This is a genomic window from Hydrogenoanaerobacterium saccharovorans, assembly GCF_003814745.1.
Classification (GTDB): domain Bacteria; phylum Bacillota; class Clostridia; order Oscillospirales; family Ruminococcaceae; genus Hydrogenoanaerobacterium; species Hydrogenoanaerobacterium saccharovorans.
This window is the reverse complement of record NZ_RKRD01000001.1, coordinates 606824-630140: the sequence shown is the minus strand read 5'-3', so window position 1 is coordinate 630140 and position 23317 is coordinate 606824. Positions and strand designations below refer to the sequence as shown.

Annotated in this window: 19 protein-coding genes; 4 read left to right on the top strand and 15 right to left on the bottom strand. The window is 45.8% G+C overall.

Annotated elements, in window-relative coordinates:
* Positions 1-132: 132 nt before the first annotated feature.
* From ftsH to EDD70_RS02875, 9 genes are all read right to left on the bottom strand, one after another.
* A complete protein-coding gene (gene ftsH / locus EDD70_RS02915) occupies positions 133-2001 on the bottom strand; it encodes an ATP-dependent zinc metalloprotease FtsH (protein WP_207667223.1) in 1869 nt (622 codons plus the stop codon).
* Positions 2002-2043: 42 nt separating this feature from the next.
* Entirely contained in the window at positions 2044-2298 is a 255-nt protein-coding gene (locus EDD70_RS02910; RefSeq protein ID WP_123811004.1) for an ATP-dependent metallopeptidase FtsH/Yme1/Tma family protein, read from the bottom strand.
* A gap of 47 nt (positions 2299-2345) precedes the next feature.
* The gene (hpt, locus tag EDD70_RS02905; RefSeq protein ID WP_092753183.1) at positions 2346-2885 is read right to left on the bottom strand and encodes a hypoxanthine phosphoribosyltransferase; all 540 of its coding nucleotides are present in this window, start codon (positions 2883-2885) and stop codon (positions 2346-2348) included.
* Entirely contained in the window at positions 2882-4243 is a 1362-nt protein-coding gene (gene tilS / locus EDD70_RS02900) for a tRNA lysidine(34) synthetase TilS (RefSeq protein WP_092753185.1), read from the bottom strand. Before tilS ends, hpt begins: the two co-directional genes overlap by 4 nt.
* Positions 4233-5582 carry a replicative DNA helicase gene (dnaB, locus tag EDD70_RS02895; RefSeq protein ID WP_092753187.1) on the bottom strand — a complete coding sequence of 450 codons (1350 nt, stop codon included), beginning with the start codon at positions 5580-5582 and terminating at the stop codon, positions 4233-4235. The genes tilS and dnaB overlap by 11 nt, the downstream gene beginning before the upstream one ends.
* 67 nt (positions 5583-5649) lie before the next feature.
* Entirely contained in the window at positions 5650-6096 is a 447-nt protein-coding gene (gene rplI, locus EDD70_RS02890) for a 50S ribosomal protein L9 (RefSeq protein ID WP_092753189.1), read from the bottom strand.
* Positions 6097-6138: 42 nt separating this feature from the next.
* On the bottom strand, positions 6139-8145 hold the full coding sequence (locus tag EDD70_RS02885) for a DHH family phosphoesterase (RefSeq protein ID WP_092753191.1): 2007 nt from the start codon (positions 8143-8145) through the stop codon (positions 6139-6141).
* Positions 8146-8298: 153 nt separating this feature from the next.
* A complete protein-coding gene (locus EDD70_RS02880) occupies positions 8299-10140 on the bottom strand; it encodes a ribonuclease J (protein ID WP_423230123.1) in 1842 nt (613 codons plus the stop codon).
* A gap of 677 nt (positions 10141-10817) precedes the next feature.
* Positions 10818-13211, bottom strand: coding sequence for a sugar phosphate nucleotidyltransferase (locus EDD70_RS02875; protein WP_092753195.1), 2394 nt, complete (start codon positions 13209-13211; stop codon positions 10818-10820).
* Between the two features lie 320 nt (positions 13212-13531).
* Between EDD70_RS02875 and rnhA the strand changes: the two genes are divergently transcribed.
* The 4 genes from rnhA to mnmA all read left to right on the top strand — a co-directional run bounded on the left by rnhA (position 13532) and on the right by mnmA (position 16854).
* Positions 13532-13981, top strand: coding sequence for a ribonuclease HI (rnhA, locus tag EDD70_RS02870; RefSeq protein ID WP_092753197.1), 450 nt, complete (start codon positions 13532-13534; stop codon positions 13979-13981).
* Between the two features lie 107 nt (positions 13982-14088).
* Entirely contained in the window at positions 14089-15273 is a 1185-nt protein-coding gene (gene nifS / locus EDD70_RS02865) for a cysteine desulfurase NifS (RefSeq protein WP_092753199.1), read from the top strand.
* A gap of 107 nt (positions 15274-15380) precedes the next feature.
* On the top strand, positions 15381-15806 hold the full coding sequence (nifU, locus tag EDD70_RS02860) for a Fe-S cluster assembly scaffold protein NifU (protein ID WP_092754603.1): 426 nt from the start codon (positions 15381-15383) through the stop codon (positions 15804-15806).
* Positions 15790-16854 carry a tRNA 2-thiouridine(34) synthase MnmA gene (gene mnmA / locus EDD70_RS02855; protein ID WP_092753201.1) on the top strand — a complete coding sequence of 355 codons (1065 nt, stop codon included), beginning with the start codon at positions 15790-15792 and terminating at the stop codon, positions 16852-16854. The genes nifU and mnmA overlap by 17 nt, the downstream gene beginning before the upstream one ends.
* Before the next feature lie 70 nt (positions 16855-16924).
* Here the strand turns inward: mnmA and EDD70_RS02850 are convergent, their stop codons facing one another.
* The 6 genes from EDD70_RS02850 to rpsO form a co-directional block, all read right to left on the bottom strand.
* Positions 16925-17719, bottom strand: a complete 795-nt coding sequence (locus tag EDD70_RS02850; RefSeq protein ID WP_092753203.1) for an ABC transporter ATP-binding protein — start codon at positions 17717-17719, stop codon at positions 16925-16927.
* Between the two features lie 16 nt (positions 17720-17735).
* A complete protein-coding gene (locus EDD70_RS02845; RefSeq protein ID WP_205408592.1) occupies positions 17736-18659 on the bottom strand; it encodes an ABC transporter permease in 924 nt (307 codons plus the stop codon).
* Between the two features lie 162 nt (positions 18660-18821).
* The gene (locus tag EDD70_RS02840; RefSeq protein WP_092753205.1) at positions 18822-19865 is read right to left on the bottom strand and encodes an ABC transporter substrate-binding protein; all 1044 of its coding nucleotides are present in this window, start codon (positions 19863-19865) and stop codon (positions 18822-18824) included.
* A gap of 225 nt (positions 19866-20090) precedes the next feature.
* Complete coding sequence (locus EDD70_RS02835; RefSeq protein ID WP_092753208.1) at positions 20091-20525, bottom strand: hypothetical protein; 435 nt, start codon at positions 20523-20525, stop codon at positions 20091-20093.
* Between the two features lie 164 nt (positions 20526-20689).
* On the bottom strand, positions 20690-22810 hold the full coding sequence (locus EDD70_RS02830; protein WP_092753210.1) for a polyribonucleotide nucleotidyltransferase: 2121 nt from the start codon (positions 22808-22810) through the stop codon (positions 20690-20692).
* Between the two features lie 240 nt (positions 22811-23050).
* The gene (gene rpsO / locus EDD70_RS02825) at positions 23051-23317 is read right to left on the bottom strand and encodes a 30S ribosomal protein S15 (protein ID WP_092753212.1); all 267 of its coding nucleotides are present in this window, start codon (positions 23315-23317) and stop codon (positions 23051-23053) included.

Genomic DNA, 23317 nt, shown 5'->3' with positions numbered 1-23317 from the left:
TTATCTGGTGATATTTGTCAAGCAGGTGCAGCCCTGTGTACCTGCTTTTTTATCTTTTTTGCATTAAGGCATTGCTAATTAATTTTAGCCGTACACTGCAAAAGGAGCGCGAACGCGCTCCTTTTAAGTGATTTATTCTTCGTTATCTTCTTCGACAACATTCTCTGTTTGTTCGGGAATTTCAGGCGATTTGGCAATTGCTTCAGCAGTTGCTTTTTTTGCCTCTTCGTCACGCTTTTTGTTGTCGCGTTCCCGTTCTTCCATTTGTCGCTCGTGCTCTTCATCGGGGAAGTTCGGGTCCTCCATAAGGCGTTTAAATACTACACCATCAATTTTTTCATAACGATACAGATATTTCGAAACCTTATGCAATTCATCCATATGCTTGGTGAGTATATCCTTAGCACGTTCATAGGCATTGTCAATAATCTCGCGGATTTCTGAATCGATTTCTGCCGCGACGTTCTCGGAGTAGTTTCTGGACTGACCAAAATCGCGCCCCAAGAATACTTCGCTTTCGTCGGTGCCATACACAATGGGGCCTAGCTTTTCGCTAAAGCCGTACCGTGTAACCATGCTGCGTGCAGTTTTGGTTGCACGTTCAATATCGTTGGATGCACCGGTTGAGATGTCATCTAGCACCAATTTTTCGGCTACACGGCCGCCAAGCAGTGTGATGATATCCTCCTGCATCTTTTTCTTGCTGATATAGTTTTTATCCTCCAGAGGCAAAGACATGGTATATCCGCCTGCCCTGCCGCGCGGGATAATCGAAATCTGATGTACAGGGTCTTGCGTTGGGCAGCAGTAGGTAACGATTGCATGGCCTGCTTCGTGATATGCGGTGAGGGTTTTATCCTTCTCGCTTATTTTGTGTGACTTTTTCTCAGGCCCTGCCACTACCTTAATGGTAGCCTCTTCAATCTCCTGCATGGTAATTGCTTTTTTATTGCGTCTTGCAGCCAAAAGTGCTGCTTCGTTCGCAAGGTTTTCTAAATCCGCACCGGTAAAGCCAACCGTTGTTTTTGCTATGGTTTCAAGGTTGACATCGGGGCCAATCGGTTTATTGCGTGTGTGAACCTTGAGAATTTCTTCACGGCCTTTTACATCAGGGTAGCCAACATAAATCTGACGGTCAAAACGACCGGGGCGAAGCAAGGCATGGTCAAGAATATCGGCACGGTTGGTTGCTGCAATAATAATGACGCCCACGTTTGCACCGAAACCATCCATTTCAACCAGCAGCTGGTTCAATGTCTGCTCACGTTCGTCATGTCCGCCGCCGAGGCCTGCACCGCGCTGACGACCTACCGCATCAATCTCATCTATAAAGATAATACTGGGAGCGTTTTTCTTTGCCTGATCGAACAGATCACGCACACGCGACGCACCTACACCGACAAACATCTCTACAAAGTCTGAGCCAGATATGGAGAAGAACGGAACGCCCGCCTCGCCTGCAACAGCACGTGCAAGCAAAGTTTTACCCGTTCCGGGAGGGCCCACGAGCAATACACCTTTGGGGATTCGGGCACCAAGCTCGTTAAATCTGCGCGGGTCTTTGAGAAACTCAACCACCTCACACAATTCTTCTTTTTCTTCTTCTGCGCCTGCAACATCTTTAAAGCTGGTTTTACGCCCATCGTCGCTTTTTACCTTCATTTTTGCAAAGCTCATTGCTTTGCCGGCGCCGCCGCCTGCCTGGCGCATCATCATAAACCAAAATACTACCATAACCGCCAACAAAAGCAGTGTGGGCAGCCATTGAGACAACATAGAATTGTCTTTTGCACGAATATAATCCCATTCGATTTTATCGTCGGAATGCGCTGCATTGTAGTCTGCCACCAGTTGTTGGGTGTCTTCTACAAAATAAGGGACACTCGGGACCTTATACAAAATTTGTTTGCCCGGAGCCTCTTTCTTCGCTCCATCCGTTTTAGTTTGGTTCTGGTCACCACCTGCTTGCCCACTGGGCGTTTGAGTGGGATCACCAAACAATCCACCAAGCCAATTATTGCTTTGTTCGTTTCTTTGGGGTAGCTACTTGAGCTGGGCTTCGTACTGTGCTTTTTCTTGTTCGGTGGGTTTCAGGTTCAAAACCAAATCGCCCGTACCAAAATTAATGGTATAGCTTCTTACCTGACCGTTCTGAAAATAGCCGAGAATGGTCTGATAAGTAGTTGGTTTTTGAGGTTTTCCTCCCATTGTAAACACAGAAGCCGCACCCAGTACCACGACCAAAAGAATGATCAGGTAGATGCCGATACCCTTTGATTTTTTCTTATTAATTGCCAAACGGTTCACTCCTTGCTGCCAAATAAAATTGCCCGCCTAAAATCGAGTTACTTTGTGTAAATCTCGGGCTTTAATACGCCCACATAGGGCAGATTCCTATATTTTTCTGCAAAATCCAGTCCGTAACCGACTACAAATTCATCGGGTACGGTAAAGCAAGCATAATCTGCTTTTAAATCAACCATTCTGCGCTCGGGTTTATCAAGTAAAGTTGCGATTTTTAAGCTATTGGGCTTTCTTTGCAGCAAAACCTCTTTGAGGTATTGCAAAGTAAGACCGCTGTCTAATATATCTTCAACTATCAACACGTCATAACCTGCCAGGTTAATATCAAGATCCTTCACTATTTTAACCACACCCGATGTTTTTACACCAGATCCATAGCTTGAAACAGACATAAAATCAACTCTTGCATGAATATCAATTGCTCTCATCAAATCTGCCATAAACAATACAGAGCCTTTAAGCACACTTACCAGCAGCAGGTTTTTGTCTTCATAGTCTTTGCTAATTGTTTTACCAAGCTGCTTTACCTTAGTTGCAATTTCTTCCTCTGTAATAAGCACCTTTAATATATCGTCTTTCATGTCTCTTTCTCCTCCGCTATGCTAATGGTTAAAATATTTTTAGTTTTTGCTGTAACCGCTGTTCTTTCATCACACCCAAAGCCATATACCCACACCACACCTTGCTCATCGGCAAGCACCGGTGTGTTCTGCCGTTTTTCAACAGAGAGACTTGCTTCATTAAATAGTTTCTTTAGTTTTTTCGTCATACCGGTGGGATAAAGCTTTATCTTGTCTCCATCCAGTTTTTGCCGTAATACTAAATTCCCGTATATTCTATCATAATCCAGCGCATTTTTTAAGGCTTTTGGGTTATATTTTTCTATTTGTTTATAATGTTCATAGTTTGTTTTCTCAAAGGTAACCAAAATGGTATTATTTACGGGATATGTTCCCAAACTAACGGGTATTTCAAAGTATGGGATTGGCTGCACACTTTTTTCAACCGTAAGAACTCCTCTGTTTATTTTAACATAATGCCCTGTTGTCAGTTCCACTGCATAATGCTGGGATGCTAAATTTTCTAAAATAAGTGTTGCTTTAGCATCGCTGCAGGGCAGATGATGCTCGGCTACAATTGCCGCAATTGCACGGTATCGTACCGCAGGGTGTAAAGCCAAAAGCCTTTCCGCATCATAACCATGCAAACGCCTAAGCTCATCCAATGCACATTGTGCTGCCTGTGCAAGATAATCTTCATCGTCTGCCAGGTGTTCAGCCATACGCCGATATGCATTCTCCAACCCGCTGTGCACTTGTTGCAACTGTGGGATAACATGGTGCCGAATACGGTTGCGCGAATAATCATCGCTTGCATTGGTGCTGTCGTTAACATAAGCAAGGTCATTCGCTTTACAGTAAAGTTCAATTTCTACCCGTGTACAAGTAATCAGCGGGCGAATAATATTGCCGCGTACAGGCGGAATTCCGCGCAAACCGCGCAAGCCTGTTCCGCGTGCAAGGTGGAACAGCGTAGTTTCTAAGCTGTCACTCAAAGTGTGCGCCGTTGCAACCTTAGCTTTATATTTTTTTGCAACTTGCGTAAAATAACTATACCTTGCGTTGCGGGCATATTCCTCCAGCCCCTGCCCTGCCTTTTTTGCTTTTTCAAAAATATCCTGCAAAACAAGGGTATCTAATGGAATGTCTCGCTTTTTGCAAAAATCCTCTACAAAACACATATCGCGGTCGCTTTCTGCGCCGCGAATGCCATGATTAATGTGTGCTGCACGCACAGTATACCCAAGTTCACCTGCGCAGGTATGCAAAAAATGCAACAGCGCAATCGAATCTGCACCGCCCGAAACTCCCACGATGATTACATCATCTGCAGCAATCATTTTATATTTTATGATAGCTGATAGCGCCTTATCCCTCATCTCGGTACAACTCCAAGTTACTGAACAAAGTGTATTGGCCGTCCCACGCGAGTTTTACGCTGTCGGTTTCGCCATGACGGTTTTTTGCAATGATACATTCAGCAATATTTTTATCTTCTGTATCTTTGTTATAGTATTCATCACGATACAAAAACAGCACCAAGTCAGCATCCTGCTCAATCGAGCCCGATTCACGAAGGTCAGACAGCACCGGACGGCGAGCATCCAACCCGCGCATTTCGGGGCCACGTGAGAGCTGCGACAACGTAATCACCGGCACATTCAAATCTTTTGCAAGAATCTTCAGCCCTCTTGTAATTTCAGATACTTCCTGCACACGATTATCAATACGGCGGCCGGAGGACATCAGCTGAAGGTAGTCGATAACCACCAAACCCAAGTCTTTCATACGGCGCAGGCGTGCCTTCATTTCGGCAACGGTAATTCCGGAGGAATCATCAATGTACAAAGGCACCTTGGATAAAATCTCCGCCGCCTCTGCAAGCCTTGTCCAGTCATCGGTTGCAAGATTGCCGGTGCGCAGCAAATGAGACTGTACTTTTGCCTCGGATGATAAAATACGTTGCACCAACTGCTCTTTGCTCATCTCAAGCGAGAACACCGCAACCGTTTTGCTTTTTTTGGCAACATTGGTGGCAATGTTGAGCGCAAATGAGGTTTTACCCATTGCAGGACGAGCCGCCAGCAAAATCAAATCTGATTTATTTAAGCCCGTTATCAAGTTATCCAGCTGCGTAAAACCGGAGGGCGTACCCAGATGTTGGCTTTTGTCGGTGCCCGACAGCTTTTGCAAATGGTCATACGTATCGATAATAATTTCGTTAATGCGTTGTAACCCTCTCGTCTCACGCCCCTTGCGGATTTCAAAAATCCGTTGTTCAGCGGTATCCAACAGGGTTTTGGCATCGTACGAAACATCGCGAGAATTCTCAATGATATCGCGCGCCGCCGTCATCAGGCAGCGCACATAGTATTTTTCTTGTACGATTTGGGCATAGCTTTCTACATTTGCAGTACTGGGTACAATTTGAACCAATTGCGTAAGATAGATTTTCGCATCTTGCTCAGACGGAAAAACCTCTTCGCTTTTCACCTGCTCCAGTACCGTAATGATGTCGATTGGCTGGCCCGATGTAAACATCCGCATCAAAATCCCGAATATTTCGACATGCTGCTGTTTATAAAAACATTCGGGCTTGATGTACTCCAAAACACGCGCGATGCAGGAGGAATCTACCAAAACGGCACCCAGAACAGATTGCTCCGCCTCAAGATTGAACGGCATCTGGGTATCAAAGATGTTATCAAAATCCGCCATTGGGATGCTCCTTTATCGTAAATTCAAACAACGTATTTAAGCAGGGCTTTTTCAATGCGGAATAATATTATTCTTCGGTTACTGTTACAAAAAACTTAGCCTGCACCTGTGTATGCAGCTTTACCACTGCATTGAAAGTGCCAAAGCTCTTAATATCGGCATCGATGCTGATTTTTTTCTTATCCATTTCAACGCCAATCTGCTTTGATGCACCCTCGGCAATCTCTTTGGATGTAACCGAGCCAAACAGCTTGCCGCCTGCACCTGCTTTTGCGGTGAGTTTAATGGTTTTGCCATCAATTTTTTGTGCGAGTTCTTTTGCATTCTGTAACTCTACCTCAGCACGGTGTTTCAGTGCCTCATCGCGGTTTTTCAGCTCGTTCATCGCTTGTGCATTTGCCTCTATTGCAAGCTTTCTCGGCAACAGATAATTCCTTGCGTATCCGTCGGATACATTGACAAGTTCACCTTTTTTACCGGTTCCCTTAAGATCTGCCTGTAAAATAACTTTCATATCTATACTCCATTCCGCCGCAATTGCGGCAAAGATTATTAACTAGTTGGTTAGTGCTTTTTGCTGTTTTGCAGCATTTTCAGTATGGTATTCATCAATTGCTTTAAACAAGCGCTGACGTGCATCTTCTATGGAGACACCTGCCAACTGTGCACCAGCCATTGTCTGGTGCCCGCCGCCGCCCATTTTCTCCATAATCAATTGAACATTCATCGCACCCATTGAGCGCGCCGAAAACGATGTGCCACCCTCATATTCATACATCACAAACGATGCATCCACCCCGTTGATGTTCAGCAGTTCATCTGCTGCCTGCGGCGCCACCAGCTTAATGTCCTCATTGGAGCTGGACGTGGTTGCTACCGCACATCCTTTGTAAATTTCTGCGGCTGCAACAAGCTGCGTTTTATGCTGGTAACTCTCCATCGAGTTGGCAAAAAGCTTGCGCACTTCAACGGTATCCGCACCCAGTTTTCTTAAATAAGCCGCTGCTTCAAACGTTCTTACACCGGTGCGCAATACAAAGTTGCGTGTATCCAACATAATACCTGCAAGAAGCGCCTCGGCCTCCAACCTGCCGATACTGCGGTTTTCGCCGAAATATTGCAGCAACTCGGTTACCATTTCAGATGCGGAAGACGCATATGGCTCGTGATAAAAAATAACCGAGCGGTCAATGTGCCCCACCATCTTGCGGTGATGGTCGATAACCACCACGTTTTTGCATGCCGTATACACTTCTTCCGACTCCAAAATATGTTGTATATGGGTATCTACCACAATGAGCAAGGTTTTTTTAGTGATAAGTCCTACCGCCATGGCGGGGTCAAGAAACGCATCTTCGTAGCCGTTATTAACCAAACGCTCATAAAGCGGCTGCGCCAAATTACGCTCTTTGTTCAGGACAATCGAAACCGGTTTGCCCATCATTCGGACACCTTTGAGTAAACCTACTGCTGCGCCGAGGCAGTCAAGGTCGGCAAACTGGTGCCCCATAATCATCACATTGTCGCTGCCTTCGATCAGTTCCATCAAAGCAGAGGCAACAATTCTCGTTTTTACCTTGGTACGCTTTTCAATGCCTTTTGAGACACCGCCAAAAAACTCATAACCGTTTACATTGCGCACAGCGGCTTGGTCTCCCCCTCTGCCAAGCGCCATTTCCAACGCCTGGCGTGCCATTTGCTCGCTTTCGCGCAGATTCGGTGCACCCCGCCCAATGCCGATGGAAAGGGTTGCCGGCATGAGATTGTCGCCTACAACAATTTCGCGTACTTTATCCAGTACATCAAAGCGGTTATCTATCATAGTCCGCAGATATTTTTCCTCAACCACCATCAAGTATTTATCACGCTCTAACTTTTTTAACAGCCCATTGCTTGCAGCAACATACTGTATTAGAAGATACTCTATTCTGCCGATCAGTTGTGCGCGCTCGCTTTCTTTTGCTGCCTGCAGCAACTCTTCGCAATTATCAATCATGATAACGCCCACAGACGGTCGGGTATCTTCAAACTCTTGCGCTATCTTTTTCAGCCTGGTGTCATCATTAAAATAAAACACAACCAGCGGTGTTTCTCTTTCAAGTGACTCTACTGCATAAACAGTAAACATGTGGTCACGGAACTCAATTTCGTAACCCTCACTGCCCGCTAAGTTGTCCATATCAATGTTGGGTATAATCTCATCGATGTTGCAGCCGTACATATCGTCCTGCCCCATCGTGCTTTTTTGAAACAGCGTATTGTACCAGACAATTTCACCTTTTTTAGTGGCTACAAGTACTGGAATGGGGAACGCGGTAAGGGTTTTTTGCTGTGCAGAGGTAAGTGTCTGCCCCATGTTCTGCAAAAATAATTTTATATCCTTTTGAATGTGCCGCAATTTGATAATAACAAATAGAATGACAACCGTTGTTAGCGATGCCTCTATATAAAACAGTATTGTATTATCGGCACTGCGAAACAAGCCCGTGAGCAGTGTTAGCACTACACTCAGGATAATCAGCACATAAAAAATTGGCTTAAACAACCATACTTTGCTTTTCATGAAGCTCCTCCTGACAATTCTGTCTGACGCCAATAGCTTTATCCAAATATTATAGCATCATCGGCAATTTTTCTCAACCGATATTGCACACTTTCACGGTATTTTACTATTTCGTAACAAAAGGCCGCCCCCTATGCGGAAGCAGCCTTTGTTTTAAATCTCTTGTATTACCGGTAAAATCATGGGTGTGCGCTTGGTAACCTGCCATAGGTAATCGCCCACATCATCTTTAATTTTATTCTTAATATTGCCCCATTCATGGGTGTTGTTCGCCATACATGTTTCAACCGCTTTTTTTGCAATTTTACGCGTCTGTGCCATCATGTCCTCAGCCTCGCGCACATACACAAAACCGCGTGAAACAACATCCGGCCCTGCTACAATTTCGCCTGTCTGCCCGTCAATCGCGGTAACTACAATAATCAGCCCATCTTCTGCAAGGTGTTTTCTGTCTCGCAGCACAATGCTGCCTACGTCACCCACGCCGAGGCCGTCTACCATCACTCTGCCAGCAGGCACGGTACCGATGACTTTCATATCAACACCATCGAGCTCAATTACCTTACCAATTTCGGTTATAAGGATATTTTTACGGTCAACCCCCATTGCAACGGCAAGGTCTGCGTTCTTTTTCAGATGCAGGTACTCACCATGCGCCGGGATAAAGAACTTTGGTTTTACCAGCCCGAGAATCATTTTAAGTTCTTCTTGGCAGGCATGCCCCGAAACGTGAACCTCGTACATCTTCTCGTAGATAACCTCTGCGCCGAGTTTGAGCAGCTCGTTTATCACGCGGTTCACCAGTTTTTCGTTGCCGGGGATGGGGCTTGCCGAAATAATGATAAAATCATTGGGGTTAACGGTTACTTTGCGGTGATCGCTCATTGCCATGCGCGTCAAAGCAGACATCGGCTCGCCCTGGCTGCCTGTGGTGATAATTACAAGCTGATCGGGACGGTAACGGTTAATCCCTTCTATTTCAACTAAAATTCCTTCTGGGATTTTGAGATAGCCCAGCTCGGTTGCTTTTGCAACAACATTGATCATGCTGCGCCCCGATACCGCAACCTTACGTTTATATTTTACCGCATAATCCACAATCTGCTGGATGCGATGAATGTTCGATGCAAAACTTGCGATAATAATGCGCTTATCTTGTGCTCGCTGGAACAAGTTGCTGAAGCTTTCGCCCACTTTGCGTTCACTCATAGTCATGCCGGGTTTTGCAGCATTGGTCGAATCCATTAGCAAGGCAAGAACGCCGCGGTTACCCAGTTCTCCAAAACGTGCAAGGTCGATGATGTCCCCTTCGATAGGAGTTGAATCGATTTTAAAGTCTCCGGTCATAACAATGATACCTGCAGGAGTATGAATTGCAACGGCGAGAGCATCCGGTATCGAGTGGTTTACATGGATAAACTCCACCGCCATGCAGCCAAGTTTAATGGTATCACGCGGCTGTACCACATTCAACTGGACTTTACCCAACAACCCATGCTCTTTCAGTTTGCCTTCAACAAGGCCGAGTGTGAGGCGAGAAGAATAAACAGGGGCATTCACACTCTTGAGTAAAAACGGCAAGCCGCCGATATGGTCCTCATGGCCGTGCGTCAGCACAATGCCGCGCAGTTTTTCTTTATTTTTTTCTACATAGCTGAAATCGGGAATAACAAGGTCGACACCAAGCATCTCTTCATCAGGGAATGCCAAGCCGCAGTCGACAATAAACATATCGTTGCCGCACTCAATTACGGTCATGTTTTTGCCGATTTCATGCAAACCGCCCAACGGAATAATTCGTACAGGTGTTTTTTTCTGGGGTGTTGCGGTACGTTTTCCGCGCTTATTCTTTGTGTCAGCCGCCTTTGCAGGTTGCTGCACAGCCCCCTGTGCCTGTGTTGCATTTGGCTGCGGTTGTGTTTTTTTGGGTGCGCTGTGTTGCCTTTTGGGCTTTTGCGCCGCCGGTTTTGCCGCAGCAGCAGGTGCAGGAGCCACTGCATCAACCGCCGGATGCGTTACCGCCTCAACTGTTTGCGGTTTCTTCGCAGTTGTTCGAGGTCTGCGATACCCCCTCTGGTTGCTTTTTGGCTTCGGAGCAATATGTTCGGTCAAGTCGTTCTGTACGCCGATTCGAGCAACAGGTGCTTCAGGGGTCGCCTTTTTAGGTGCGATTTTTTCTGTGAAATCTTTGAGATCTCCTATTTGGTCATTTGCCACAATTTGTACCTCCATTATTATTGAAACCCTCTATGCACAACGAAATAAGCCTGCTTATAATTTTCGATTAAGCAGGGAAACATAGAAAGTTATATTCGGTTTTGTCCGTTCAAAATCGCTTTGGGTTCCAATATCCGAGCCCCAATTATCAGGGCATATCTTCAAAAGAAAATTGTTCCGCATAGTATTCTCCCGCGGAAACCGATCCCGCTCCTCCTGTAGCAACTGCTTAACAGGCGCGGCTATGGCGTCAATCTGCCTAAGTAAGCGACGAAGCCGCAGGGGTGCAGCAATCCTGCCGATTACTGCCCGTCCACTGCGTATCGCTTTGTATGATATTGTGATTCCGAACACTACCTTAGGTTAAATTTTATACTGTTTGCTAAAATCTGTCAAGTAGAATTACCGATAACGCAGGTTTGAAATTACTGGAAATTAGACCCAATTCCCTTTAATCAGTAGCTAATGAACGGTTTTATTAATTTTTCATAACTCTCACAAAGTTCCATTGCTGTCTCGCTGTTGAATGCTTCGGCAACCAGTTTAACCCCTCCTCCGCGTTTGAGCGGACGGACTAAAATCACACCGCGGTCATCGCGCAGCACCACACCTTCTCCAATGCCTTGTTCTTCAACTCTGTTGCCGTTTTTGGCAAGCTCTCGCAAAATTCCGGCAGGGTTTTTACCGGTTTTAATCATCACGGATGCCGTATCAAATTCAGGCAGCATGGTAAACAGCTGTATCGGGGTCATTCCCTCATTTATAAGGTAATCGAGCAGCTTGATACTGAGCATTAACGCATCACGGCTCCAAAGCTGCACACATGCAAGTTCTCGTGCATTGCTGTCGCTGTTGTCGGCGGGGCAGCTTAGATACCGCTTTACCTCTGCTCCGTGACGTATTGCGAGTTCATCCATAATACGGGGGGCATCAAAGGGCAGTGCAACATCGCACCCTTGTTCAAATTCAGTGACACAGCAGATCGCCAACGCTTTATTGTGAGACAAATAGCCGCTGCCTGCATGGGTGATGCTTACCGTATCCCCGTCAGGAGATATTTGAAGTGTGAATGCATCATCGTGGTGTGCGCCAAGGCGGTATAACGTCTGCCGCAGCATTGTTTCGATATCCTTATTGGCGCACTTTACCGCAACTCCTAGTTCAAAAAGCCCGCGCGGTGCGTATTTAATCAGTTCGTTTTCGTACAATACACGCATTCCGGTAAGGTTACTCACCTCACCAAAACCAGAGCTGTTGCAACGTTTGTATTCACCGCGCTGCAGTGCTCCTTCGATTGCCCGCTCCTGCGCACGGGTAGCCGGCAGCCCCCCTGCCGTAAACAAACGGAGGCTTGCTGTTTCGCCTCCTGATATAAATACACCCAACTTCAACCCGCAAAACGCCAAGTTAAACCGAAACATCGCCTCAAAGCCCGCACCAAAATCAAGCGCATCGCAGCCGGCTGAAAGTACACCCGAAATCAAAGCCTGGGTTAAAACACGTGCTGCACGGTCTGTAGTGCATCCCACACCCACTCTGCCCTCTTTGATAGAAGAGCCCAGTGCAAGCCCAAGACGAACGGCAAGCTCCGGTGTAAGCTCTACGCCTGTTTCTCCGCATAGCCCATTATCTTCAAAGCAAAGGTTTTTACCTGCACCGTATTGCAGATTATCGCGCAGCGTAACGCCCGCTTCGACATGCTTGTTTGCCCACACGCGCACACCTTGGCGGATGACACTGTTTGCACCCGCAACAGCACCGGCACCCAGCACCGCATTTTCAAACAGCATTGCCTGCTGTTGTGCAGATGCCCCTGCGCAGATTACAGCGCCTGAAAGAGTACTGCCTTTGCCTGTATAGCTATCCGGTAAAAGAACACTGCCCGAAACCCGAGCACCCGCGCCTACAATGGAACCATCGTCAATTACCGACATCCCGTTGATAACAGCGCCCTCACCAATTTCTACACCGGAACCGATATATACAGGCGGTTCAATGGTGTAAGTACCCCGCGGTCGCGAATCTTTAAAAATATTGCCGTTTGCATCCTGAACACCTACAATACGGCACCGCACTTTTCCCATCAGCATATCCTGCTGGCAGCGGCGGTAACTTTCAATATCCCCGATATCGCACCAATACCCTTTATCTTCATAGGTTGCAATTCTAAGCCCATTACTGAGCAGTTTTGGAAAGAGATCTTTTGCAAAATCGTATTGCTGATGGCTTGGTATCAGTGTCAATGCCTGTTGGCTCAAAATGTAAATGCCTGTGTTTGCGAGGTTGCTTACAGCCTGCGAAAAACAGGGCTTTTCAACAAACGCACGTACATTGCCGCTTTCATCTACATCTACCAACCCATATTCGCGCGGGTCTTCCACCGCTTTTACGATGATGGTAGCGGCAGCACCGCTTTTGCAATGACGCTTGTATGCTGCGGTAAGGTCAAAATCGCACATGGCATCGCCGCTTATAACAATACAGCATGCAGATTCGGATTCGCTTTTATCCGAAAATTTTAGGAATTTCTGCTTTTTTGTTTCTTCGTTGTCTGGCTGGGCAAAATATTTTGATGCATTTTTTACACTGCCCGCCGTACCGAGCGGCTCTGTCTCTTCAACAAATGTAAGGTTGATACCGCAGTATACGTTATCAAAACGCTCCGATATCCGCTGTGGCAAATACTGTACCGTTACAGCTGCATTGGTAACATTGTGCTCTTTCAGCAATTCAAGAATATATTCAATATTGGGGCGCCCGCAAAGACGTGCCATTGGCTTTGGCAGGTCGCAGGTGAGCGGACGTAGCCGGCTGCCGATACCGCCTGCCATAATTACTGCTTGTAACATTGTTTGTTCCTCCGGTTCTCAGTTTTGTGTCCAATCGTTACCATTAGTATTGCTCGGATTTATCAATGTTAACCGCAGTATCTTAAAGCGAAATAAGATTATCTTTGGATATGTTCAGCAAAATATGATTTTTTATCTTAAAAATCGGGTACAATTGCATAGAAAAGTTGCATTTGCAAAATGAACATACTATAATATATTGTAGCGAATTTTTAAGTTGGCATTCCCTTAAAAATACTTTGCCTGCGTTACCAGCAGAACGCCGAATTTGACAGGATAAGCGCGTTGAATCTACAAAAACTATTCATCAGGAGGCAGCTATGCCGCAGGAATTAAAACAAGTTGAAATTTTCACCGATGGTGCATGTTCAGGCAACCCCGGCCCGGGCGGTTACGGCGTAATTTTGCGCTGCGGAAATGCAGAAAAAGAAATTTCGGGCGGCGATGCAAATACAACCAACAATCGTATGGAATTGATGGGCCCAATTGTTGCATTGCAAGCATTGAACCAGCCCTGCAAAGTAACCATGTATACCGATTCGCAGTATTTTGCCAACGGTATCACCAAAGGTTGGGCGCAAAAATGGAAAGCAAACGGCTGGATGCGCAATAAAAAAGACCCTGCACTGAACGCTGATTTATGGGACCAGCTTCTCAACGAATTGGCTCGGCATCAGGTAACCATAAAGTGGGTGAAAGGGCATGCGGGGCACCCCGAAAACGAGCGTTGCGACCGTTTGGCTGTAGCAGAATGCGAACGTTTTAAATAGTTTACAAATAGGTATTGATTTTCCTACCGAAAAGGTATATTATTGGCTTGTAGGATAAAATAACATTTATATAGAATATTCAGATTTCGATCTGGTGGAGGACAATTATGGCAGAAAAAAGATTTGTTTACGCAGATAATGCGGCAACCACTAAAATTTCGGATGCTGTTTTTGATGCGATGGTACCATGGCTGAAAGAGGGCTACGGCAATGCATCCAGCATCTACCGTAAAGGCGATGAATCGGCTCGTGCATTGAACAAGGCTCGCGAGCAGGTGGCTACCGCTCTTGGTGCAGAGCCAAGAGAGATTTTCTTTACCTCCGGCGGCTCAGAGGCAGACAACTGGGTGATTAAAGGTGTGGCGCATTCGCTTGCGGCGAAGGGCAAAAAGCACATTATTACCTCGGTGTTTGAACACCATGCCGTACTGCACACCTGCGAAACTTTACGCAAAGAAGGCTTTGAAATCACCTATGTTCCCGTTAGCGATCAGGGTTTGGTAAGCGTAGAAGATATAAAAAATGCAATCCGTGAAGATACCGCACTTGTGTCAATTATGTATGCGAACAATGAAATTGGTACGATTCAGCCTATTGCTGAAATTGGTGCTGTCTGCAAAGAAAAGAAGGTATTGTTCCATACCGACGCGGTACAAGCCGTTGGCAATGTACCCATAAACGTAAAAGAGCAGAATATTGATATGCTCTCGCTTTCGGCGCATAAAATCCACGGGGCTAAGGGTGTGGGTGCAATGTATTGCCGCAGAGGGATTGTTTTGCCCAACTTGATTGACGGCGGCGGACAGGAAAGCGGCAAACGTGCAGGTACAGAAAATGTTGCGGGTATTGTTGGGCTGGGCGTAGCCATTACCAATGCAATTGCCACCTTGCCCGAGCGCACTGCAAGGCTGCGTGTGATGCGCAACCGCCTGATTGACGGCCTGCTTACAATATCGCATTCGCGCCTTAACGGTGACCGTGAAAAACGTCTTGCCGGCAACGTGAACATTTCGTTTGAAGGTGTTGAGGGCGAAGCGTTGCTGCTCACCTTGGATGCCAATGGGATTTGTGCTTCTTCCGGTTCGGCATGCACCTCCGGTTCGCTTGACCCTAGCCATGTTCTGCTCTCCATCGGGTTGCCCGCAGAAATTGCACACGGCTCGTTGAGGCTTTCGCTAAGCGATGAAACCACCGATGAGGATGTCGACTACATGCTCTCGGTAATTCCGCAAGTTGTGGATAAAATCAGAGCAATGTCCCCATTATGGGAAAAAATCATAGCGTACAGCTAAAAAATGAAATTTACCAATAATTTGTAAATAGATTAACACAGCTTGCTATATTATGATACTAAACGGTACAGTGGCAAGATAGTAAGAAAGGAACAAAACATATGGCAATGTTATATAGCGACAGGGTAATGGATCATTTCAGCAATCCGCGTAACGTAGGCGAGCTTACAGATGCCAACGGAGTTGGCGAAGTGGGCAACGCAAAATGCGGTGATATTATGAAAATGTACATTAAAGTGGACAAGGGCGTCATTACCGACGTAAAATTTAAAACGTTCGGCTGCGGCGCTGCAATTGCTACCAGCTCTATGGCAACCGAAATGATTAAAGGCAAAACCATCGAGGATGCACTCAAGCTTACCAACAAAGCGGTGGTTGAAGCTCTTGAGGGGCTGCCTCCGGTAAAAATCCATTGCTCGGTACTTGCCGAGCAGGCAGTGCGCGCGGCAATCTCCGATTATTATACCAGATTGGGTGTTGACCCCACTCCGATCGTAGGCGAAATTGGTGACTGCCATGCCTGTGAACACTAACGGCAAAAGAGTACTTGTTGCATTAAGCGGAGGAGTTGACTCCTCCGCTTGTGTTTATTTGCTGCAAAAAGCAGGTTATACCGTTGAGGCTGTGGTGCTCGATCTTTTTCCTGCCGCCGCACCAACGGTTGAAGCAGCACAGCAAACTGCCCACCTCTTGAATATAAAACTACATGTGGTAACAGAGCACAAAGCTTTTTTGCAAAATGTAATACTGCCCTTTTGTGAAGAATACCGTATGGGCAGAACACCCAACCCCTGTGTGATGTGTAACCCCTCTACTAAATTCCACTTTATACTCAAAGTGGCTGATGAACTGGGCTTTGACTACATTGCCACAGGGCACTATGCTTCGGTACAGTGTATTACAGCCGAAGGCAGCGAACGTTATCTGCTCAAAAAATCAGATTTTCTCCCTCGCGACCAAAGCTACATGCTCTATCGTTTGGGGCAGAATGTGCTGTCTCGCCTGCTTTTGCCCTTGCAGCATCTCACCAAGGATGAGGTTCGCGCCATTGCGTCGGAAGCGAAGCTACCCTGCGCCTCGAAACCGGACAGCCAGGAAATCTGCTTTATCCCCGACAATGACTACCCCGCATACATCGAAAACTTGTTGGGCAAGTTACCCGCGGGCGATTTTATTGCACCCGACGGCATACCCTGCGGCAAACACAAAGGGATTTTACATTATACGGTGGGGCAGCGCAAAGGGCTTGGCATTGCTTTGGGGCGCCCCGTGTTTATTAAAAGCATTGATGCCGAAACCAACCGCATTTACCTTGCAGATTCGGGGGAGGAATATGCAAACGGAGTGCTGCTGCACAGCTGTGTTGTTCACCCTCACCCTATTCTTGCCGATACCATGCACCTTGGTGTAAAGATACGTTCGGTTGCAAAAGAGGCACCTGCCACCGTTACCCTATTGCCGAATGGCAATGCGCGGGTATTGTTCGATACCCCGCAGCGTGCGCCCGCACCGGGGCAAAGCGTGGTGTGGTACCACGGCGATTGCGTTGTGGGCGGCGGATACATTACAGAACAAATATAATAAAAAAGAGTGATGCACACTAAGTATGCGTCACTCTTTTTTGCTTTACGTAGCATATCAAAAATGTTTCTTAAGCAAGCATCATTCTGTCGTTGGCAAACTCGTCACCGCTTACCGTTTCAAACTTCTCAAGCAAATCTTTTACATGAAGGTTTTTCTTTTCTTCCCCTTCAATATCAAAAATGATTCTGCCTTCATGCATCATGATTAACCGGTTACCAAGGCGGATGGCATCCTTCATGTTATGGGTAACCATCAACGTTGTAAGGTTGTCTTTCGCAACAATCTGTTCGGTAAGCTCGAGTACTTTGCGTGCGGTTTTGGGGTCAAGTGCCGCGGTGTGCTCATCCAACAGCAGCAGTTTGGGCTTTTGCAGTGTAGCCATCAACAGGGTAAGCGCCTGCCGCTGCCCGCCCGAAAGCAGCCCCACTTTAGAGCTCAGGCGGCTTTCCAACCCGAGGTCGAGCATTTTCAGCCTCTCCATGTAAATTTCGCGTTCTGCTTTAGAAATACCCCAGCGCAAACCACGTTTTTTACCGCGCCGAAATGCCATAGCAAGGTTTTCTTCAATGCCCATATCCGCGGCAGTTCCCATCATTGGGTCTTGAAATACACGCCCCAGCAAAGCTGCGCGCTTATACTCCGGCAGTTTGGTAATGTTAATGTTGTCCAACATAATCAAGCCTTTATCGCAAGGGTACACCCCCGCTGTGAGGTTAAGCAAAGTAGATTTACCTGCCCCATTTCCGCCGATAACCGTTACAAAATCACCCGGTTTAAGGTGCAGGTCTACGCTGTTCAGTGCTGTTTTTTCATTGATGGTGTTTGCATTAAACGTTTTTGATACATTGGTAAGCGTTAGCATTTTACCCGCTCCTTTCTTATTTTACTGCCTGTTTTGGCGAGAATTTACCGATTTGAAATTTGCTTTTGAATACCGGTACAGACAGTGCTATAGCAACGATAACAGCGGTAAGCAGCTTAAGGTCGGTAGTGTTCATACCAAAATGCAGTACAACCGCAATAATGATACGGTATACAATCGAACCAATCACTACCGATGCAAGCTTGTATGCAAAGTTAAAGCGTTTGCCCATCATCACTTCACCGATGATGACCGATGCAAGCCCCATCACAATGGCACCAATGCCCATACTCACATCCGCATAGCCTTGGGTTTGAGATACCATTGCCCCCGACAGCGCAACAATCCCGTTGGAGAGCATAAGCCCTATAATTTTCATTGCATCGGTATTGCCGCCAAGTGCACGCACCATATATTCGTTGTTGCCCGTTGCACGTATACAGCAGCCTATCTCGGTACCAAACAGCCAGTACATTACTGCAATAACCACTGTAGTTACAATTACCCCCAGCAAAAGTGCTATTGTGTTATCCGAAAATGAGGGGAACCATTTTTTAATCTCAGATACAACCGTGTTTACACCAAGCAAAGGCGTATTGGGCTTGCCCATAATGCGAATGTTGATGGAATACAATGCAAGCTGCGACAAAATACCGGATAGGATTGCAGGAATCTTTAGTTTTGTATGAAGAATTCCCGTTGCACAACCTGCAATGCATCCTGCTATCAACGCGAACAGCATCGATAAGAACGGATTCACGCCATTCACAACCAAAACAGCGCTTACCGCACCGCCCGTTGCAAAGCTCCCGTCAACGGTTAAATCGGCATAATCCAACACCTTATAAGTTATGTATACTCCCAACGTCATAATGCCCCACAGCACACCCTGTGATATCGCACCAAAAACCATCAGCAGCAAGCTTTGTATTATTGTCATAAAACCCTGTTCCTCCTAAAATATACATTAGCGAAGTGGTTTGCTTGTACAAATGTAAGTAAGAATTCGCTGTAAAATGCAATAATCTACAGCGACAGATGCCATAAAACTTCTGTCACTGTAGATAAATGCGGTGTAATAGATAAATAAAACTATAAAATTTTATTTTACGCCAGCCGTTTCTACCATTTTGGCTTTATCTGCAAGTGCCTGCGGGATTGCAATACCAATTGCTTCGGCTGTTGATTTATTGATGAGAAGCTCTGTTTCTTTAAGATATTCAATCGGCATATCGGCAGGTTTTGCGCCCTCTGCCAAAATTTTTACCGCCATGGCTGCGGTTTGTTTACCAAGGTTATAGTAGCTCAAACCATAGGTTGCAAGCGCACCTTTTTCTACCAAAGCGCCCTCTGCACCGATGACAGGTAGCTTTGCAGGGTTTGCTACCATGGTAACGGTTGCCATGCCGGATGCAATGATGTTATCGGTTGGAGTGTAAATTGCATCTACCTTACCAACCATAGACTGCGCCACCTGCTGGATTTCGTTTGAGTTGGATACAGTAAAATCTACACCTTCAAGTCCGAGTGCTTTCAACTCTTGTTTTGCAAGATTTGCCTGAAACAGAGAGTTCGCCTCGCTGGAACTATAGAGGATACCCACTTTTTTTGCATTGGGTACCAGCTCTTTTAGCAGCCCCATTTGCTCTTTAATCGGGTTTAAGTCGGAAGTACCTGACACATTGCCGCCCGGTGCCTGATTGGAGGCAACCAGTTTTGCATCTGCCGGGTCGGTAACCGCAGTAACCAAAATAGGGATATCTTTTGTTTTGTTTGCAACAGCCTGTGCTGCGGGGGTTGCAATTGCCAAAATCAAATCGTTTTTGTCATTGACCAATTTATCTGCAATCGTAACGCAGTTTGCCTGCTCGCCCTGTGCGTTTTGATAATCGATCTTGAGGTTTTTGCCATCTTCATACCCGGCTTCTTTCATTGCGTCTACAAAACCTTGATATGCGGCATCCAGTGCATCATGCTCTATCAACTGAACAATGCCTATTTTATAAACTTTATCTGCGGGGGCACTTTCTCCTGCTGTAGATTGGGAACCTGCAGAAGAAGCAACCGAAGAATTGCCTGTGCTGCCGCAGGCTGCCATACTTAGTACCATAGAAGCTGCCAATAAAACTGTCAAAAGCTTTTTCATATTATTATTCTTCCTCCCAAGGGTGCTAGCGCTTTAATAACGCAAAGCGTTAATGCTTTAAATTGGTTAGTGATTAAAGTATACAGCTTTTTTCTGCTCACGTCAAGTGGCAACGTAGCAAATATCTTCTCTTGGTTGACGCTAAAAAAGCAGAGGAGCGTGCCCTCTGCTTTTGTTATTCAGTTTGTTGATTGGATTATAAGTAAACAGCTACAGCCTTTTTTATTAAACCTTACGTTTGAGCAAATTGATCTGATGACTGTTGCGTTCTGCTTCGTCCCGCAGTTCGCGCATCTCATACGATAAACGGTCGCTGTTGTTCTTTAGTGCATCGGTAAGTAACAAAGAAATGGCACGATTATTGCGTTCGATGTACTCGAACAGTTTTTGATTGTTCATTTGGATATAATCAAACATACGCTGGTTATTGTCGCACAAAAGCAGCGATATTCTATTGTTATTTGCCTCTAATTCTTCTTTGGTCATTTCACGCAGTTCGCGCACCAGTTCACGATTATTGTTATTCATATCCTGCCGCAGTGCTTTGAGGTTGGAATCAAGCTCCAGTTTCAGCACTTTCAGGCTTGCCTCAGTATCCATACGAATCATACTGTTGTTTTCTGCCAACATCGATTTCAAAGTAGAAAAAGTATCCTCCATTTTATCACCAACCCTTTGTTTTTCTAGTTTCGTTTGCCTGCCTACTTGTTTGGTAGCCCTTATTATAACACAGCATTTTTTCAATTCAATAGGCTTTTTATGTACGAAAAATAAAAAAATGCATTCTCTGTGTAAAACAAAGAATGCATTGTGTGTTTATTCTATTAGTTCTGCTGAGCCTTTTTCTTTTCTTCCAGCTTTGCAATAGCATCTTTTCTGGAAAGGTTGATTCTGCCCTGTTGGTCGATTTCGGTTACCATAACCACAATCTCATCGCCAACCGAAACAACGTCTTCTACCTTTTCAACACGGTTGTTTTCCAGCTTAGAGATATGGCAAAGGCCCTCTTTACCCGGGGCAATTTCAACAAATGCGCCAAAGTTCATAATTCTTGTAACTTTACCCTTGTAAATTGCGCCCACTTCAGGGTCGATTGCAATGGTTTCAATTACTTGAATTGCACGGCGGCAATCTGCCATATTGATGGAAGATACAAACACTTTTCCGTCATCATCAATATCAATTTTAACATTGCAGTCTGCACAAATTTTTTGAATGACTTTACCGCCTGAGCCGATGACTTCTCTAATCTTATCAACAGGGATTTGAATGGAAATCATCTTAGGTGCATATTCAGAAAGCTCTTCACGAGGTGCTGATATGACCGGCAGCATAATATCATTAAGGATATAGTCTCTTGCTGCATGGGTTTTTGCAAATGCCTCTTTGACGATTTCCGGAGTTAAGCCGTCAATTTTAAGGTCCATCTGGATGGCAGTGATACCTTTATGTGTACCGCCAACTTTAAAGTCCATATCACCGAAAAAGTCCTCAAGGCCCTGAATATCTACCATCGTCATCCAACGGTCACCCTCGGTGATAAGCCCGCAGGAGATACCGGCAACAGGTGCCTTGATGGGAACACCCGCATCCATAAGTGCCAAAGTAGAACCGCAGATGGAACCCTGCGAGGTAGAACCATTGGAAGAAAGAACCTCAGAAACCAAACGCATTGCATAGGGGAACTCATCAACAGAGGGCAAAACAGGCTCGAGTGCTCTTTCTGCAAGTGCACCGTGACCAATTTCACGTCTGCCGGGGCCTCTGCTAGGTTTGGTTTCACCTACCGAGTAAGAAGGGAAGTTATACTGATGCATATAACGTTTATTTTCTTCACCGTCGATACCGTCAAGTATCTGAGCATCGCGCAGCTGACCGAGCGTTGCAATGGTAAGCACCTGTGTTTGGCCACGAGTAAACATACCCGAACCATGTACACGCGGTATCAAACCAACCTGTGCGTTCAAAGGTCTGATTTCATCAATACCTCTTCCATCAACACGTTTGCCCTCATCAAGCAGCCATCTTCTTACGATGAATTTTTGCAGCTTATAGATACACTCATCAATCATCGCTGTTTTTTCGGGGTACTGCTCGTCAAATTTCGCATGGATGTCATCGACAATGGGAGCAAGGTTGGTATCTCTCTCGTTCTTATCATCGGTATCCAGCGCAGCTTTCACGCGGTCGATCGCAAACTCTTTGATTGCCTCGAACATGTCGTGATCAACTTCTTGAGACTCAAACTCAAACTTGGGTTTACCAATTTCAGCGGCAACGCCTTTGATAAACTCAACCATTTTTTTATTCTCTTCATGGCCCATCAAGATTGCTTCGAGCATCGTATCATCGTCAATTTCGTTTGCTCCGGATTCAATCATAACGATTTTTTGATCGGTAGATACTACAGTTGTTACCATCTGAGATACTTTGCGCTGCTCTGCATCGGGATTGATAACAATTTTGCCGTCTACAATCCCCATGTTGACACCCGAAATCGGGCCGTTCCACGGAATATCAGAAATTGCGATTGCAAAGGATGTCCCCAACATACCGGCAAGTTCGGGCGAACAATCGGAATCAACGGACATCACGGTCATAACAACCGAACAGTCGTTTCTCATATCTTTGGGGAACAAAGGGCGAATGGGACGGTCGACACAACGGGAAGCCAAGATGGCTTTGTCGGACGGTCTGCCCTCTCTTTTCAAAAACGAGCCGGGGATTTTACCCACAGAATACAATTTTTCCTCATAATCTACCGAAAGAGGGAAAAAGTCTATACCGTCGCGTGGGCGTTTGCTTGCTGTTACGTTGCACAATACGGTTGTTTCGCCATAGCGAACGAGACAAGAACCGTTGGAGAGTGCACACATTTTTCCGGTTTCAAAACTAATTTTTCTGCCGGCATATTCTGTTTCGAATACTTTAAAATTTTCAAACATTTTGCTACCTCCATCGCGCCCCGGCAGCTTTTGGGTTTAGCAATAAATCCGCTGTTCAAACTGATTGTTTGAGCCTCCGATTCACTGCTAAATCACCTTTTGGCAGCCGAAGCTGGGCTATTAATTTTTTTATTTCACCTGTGTAAGGGGTATACCCTTTGCAGAATTGTGAATTTTGCTAATACGTAAATATGCACCGAAAGGCAGATGAAAATCCATCTGCCTTCCAATTTGCATTTATTACTTACGAATGCCGAGTTTAGCAATAATGGCACGGTAACGCTCGATATCCTTTTTCATCAAGTAGTTGAGCAGGTTACGTCTGTGACCTACCATTTTAAGCAAACCACGTTTGGAGTGGTGGTCTTTTTTATGGGTTTTTGCATGCTCGGTGAGGTCGATAATTCTCTTGGTGAGAATAGCAATCTGAACCTCAGGCGAACCTGTGTCTTTTTCGTTCAAACGGTTTTCAGCAATTAATGCGCTTTTTTCTTCTTTTGCAAGCAT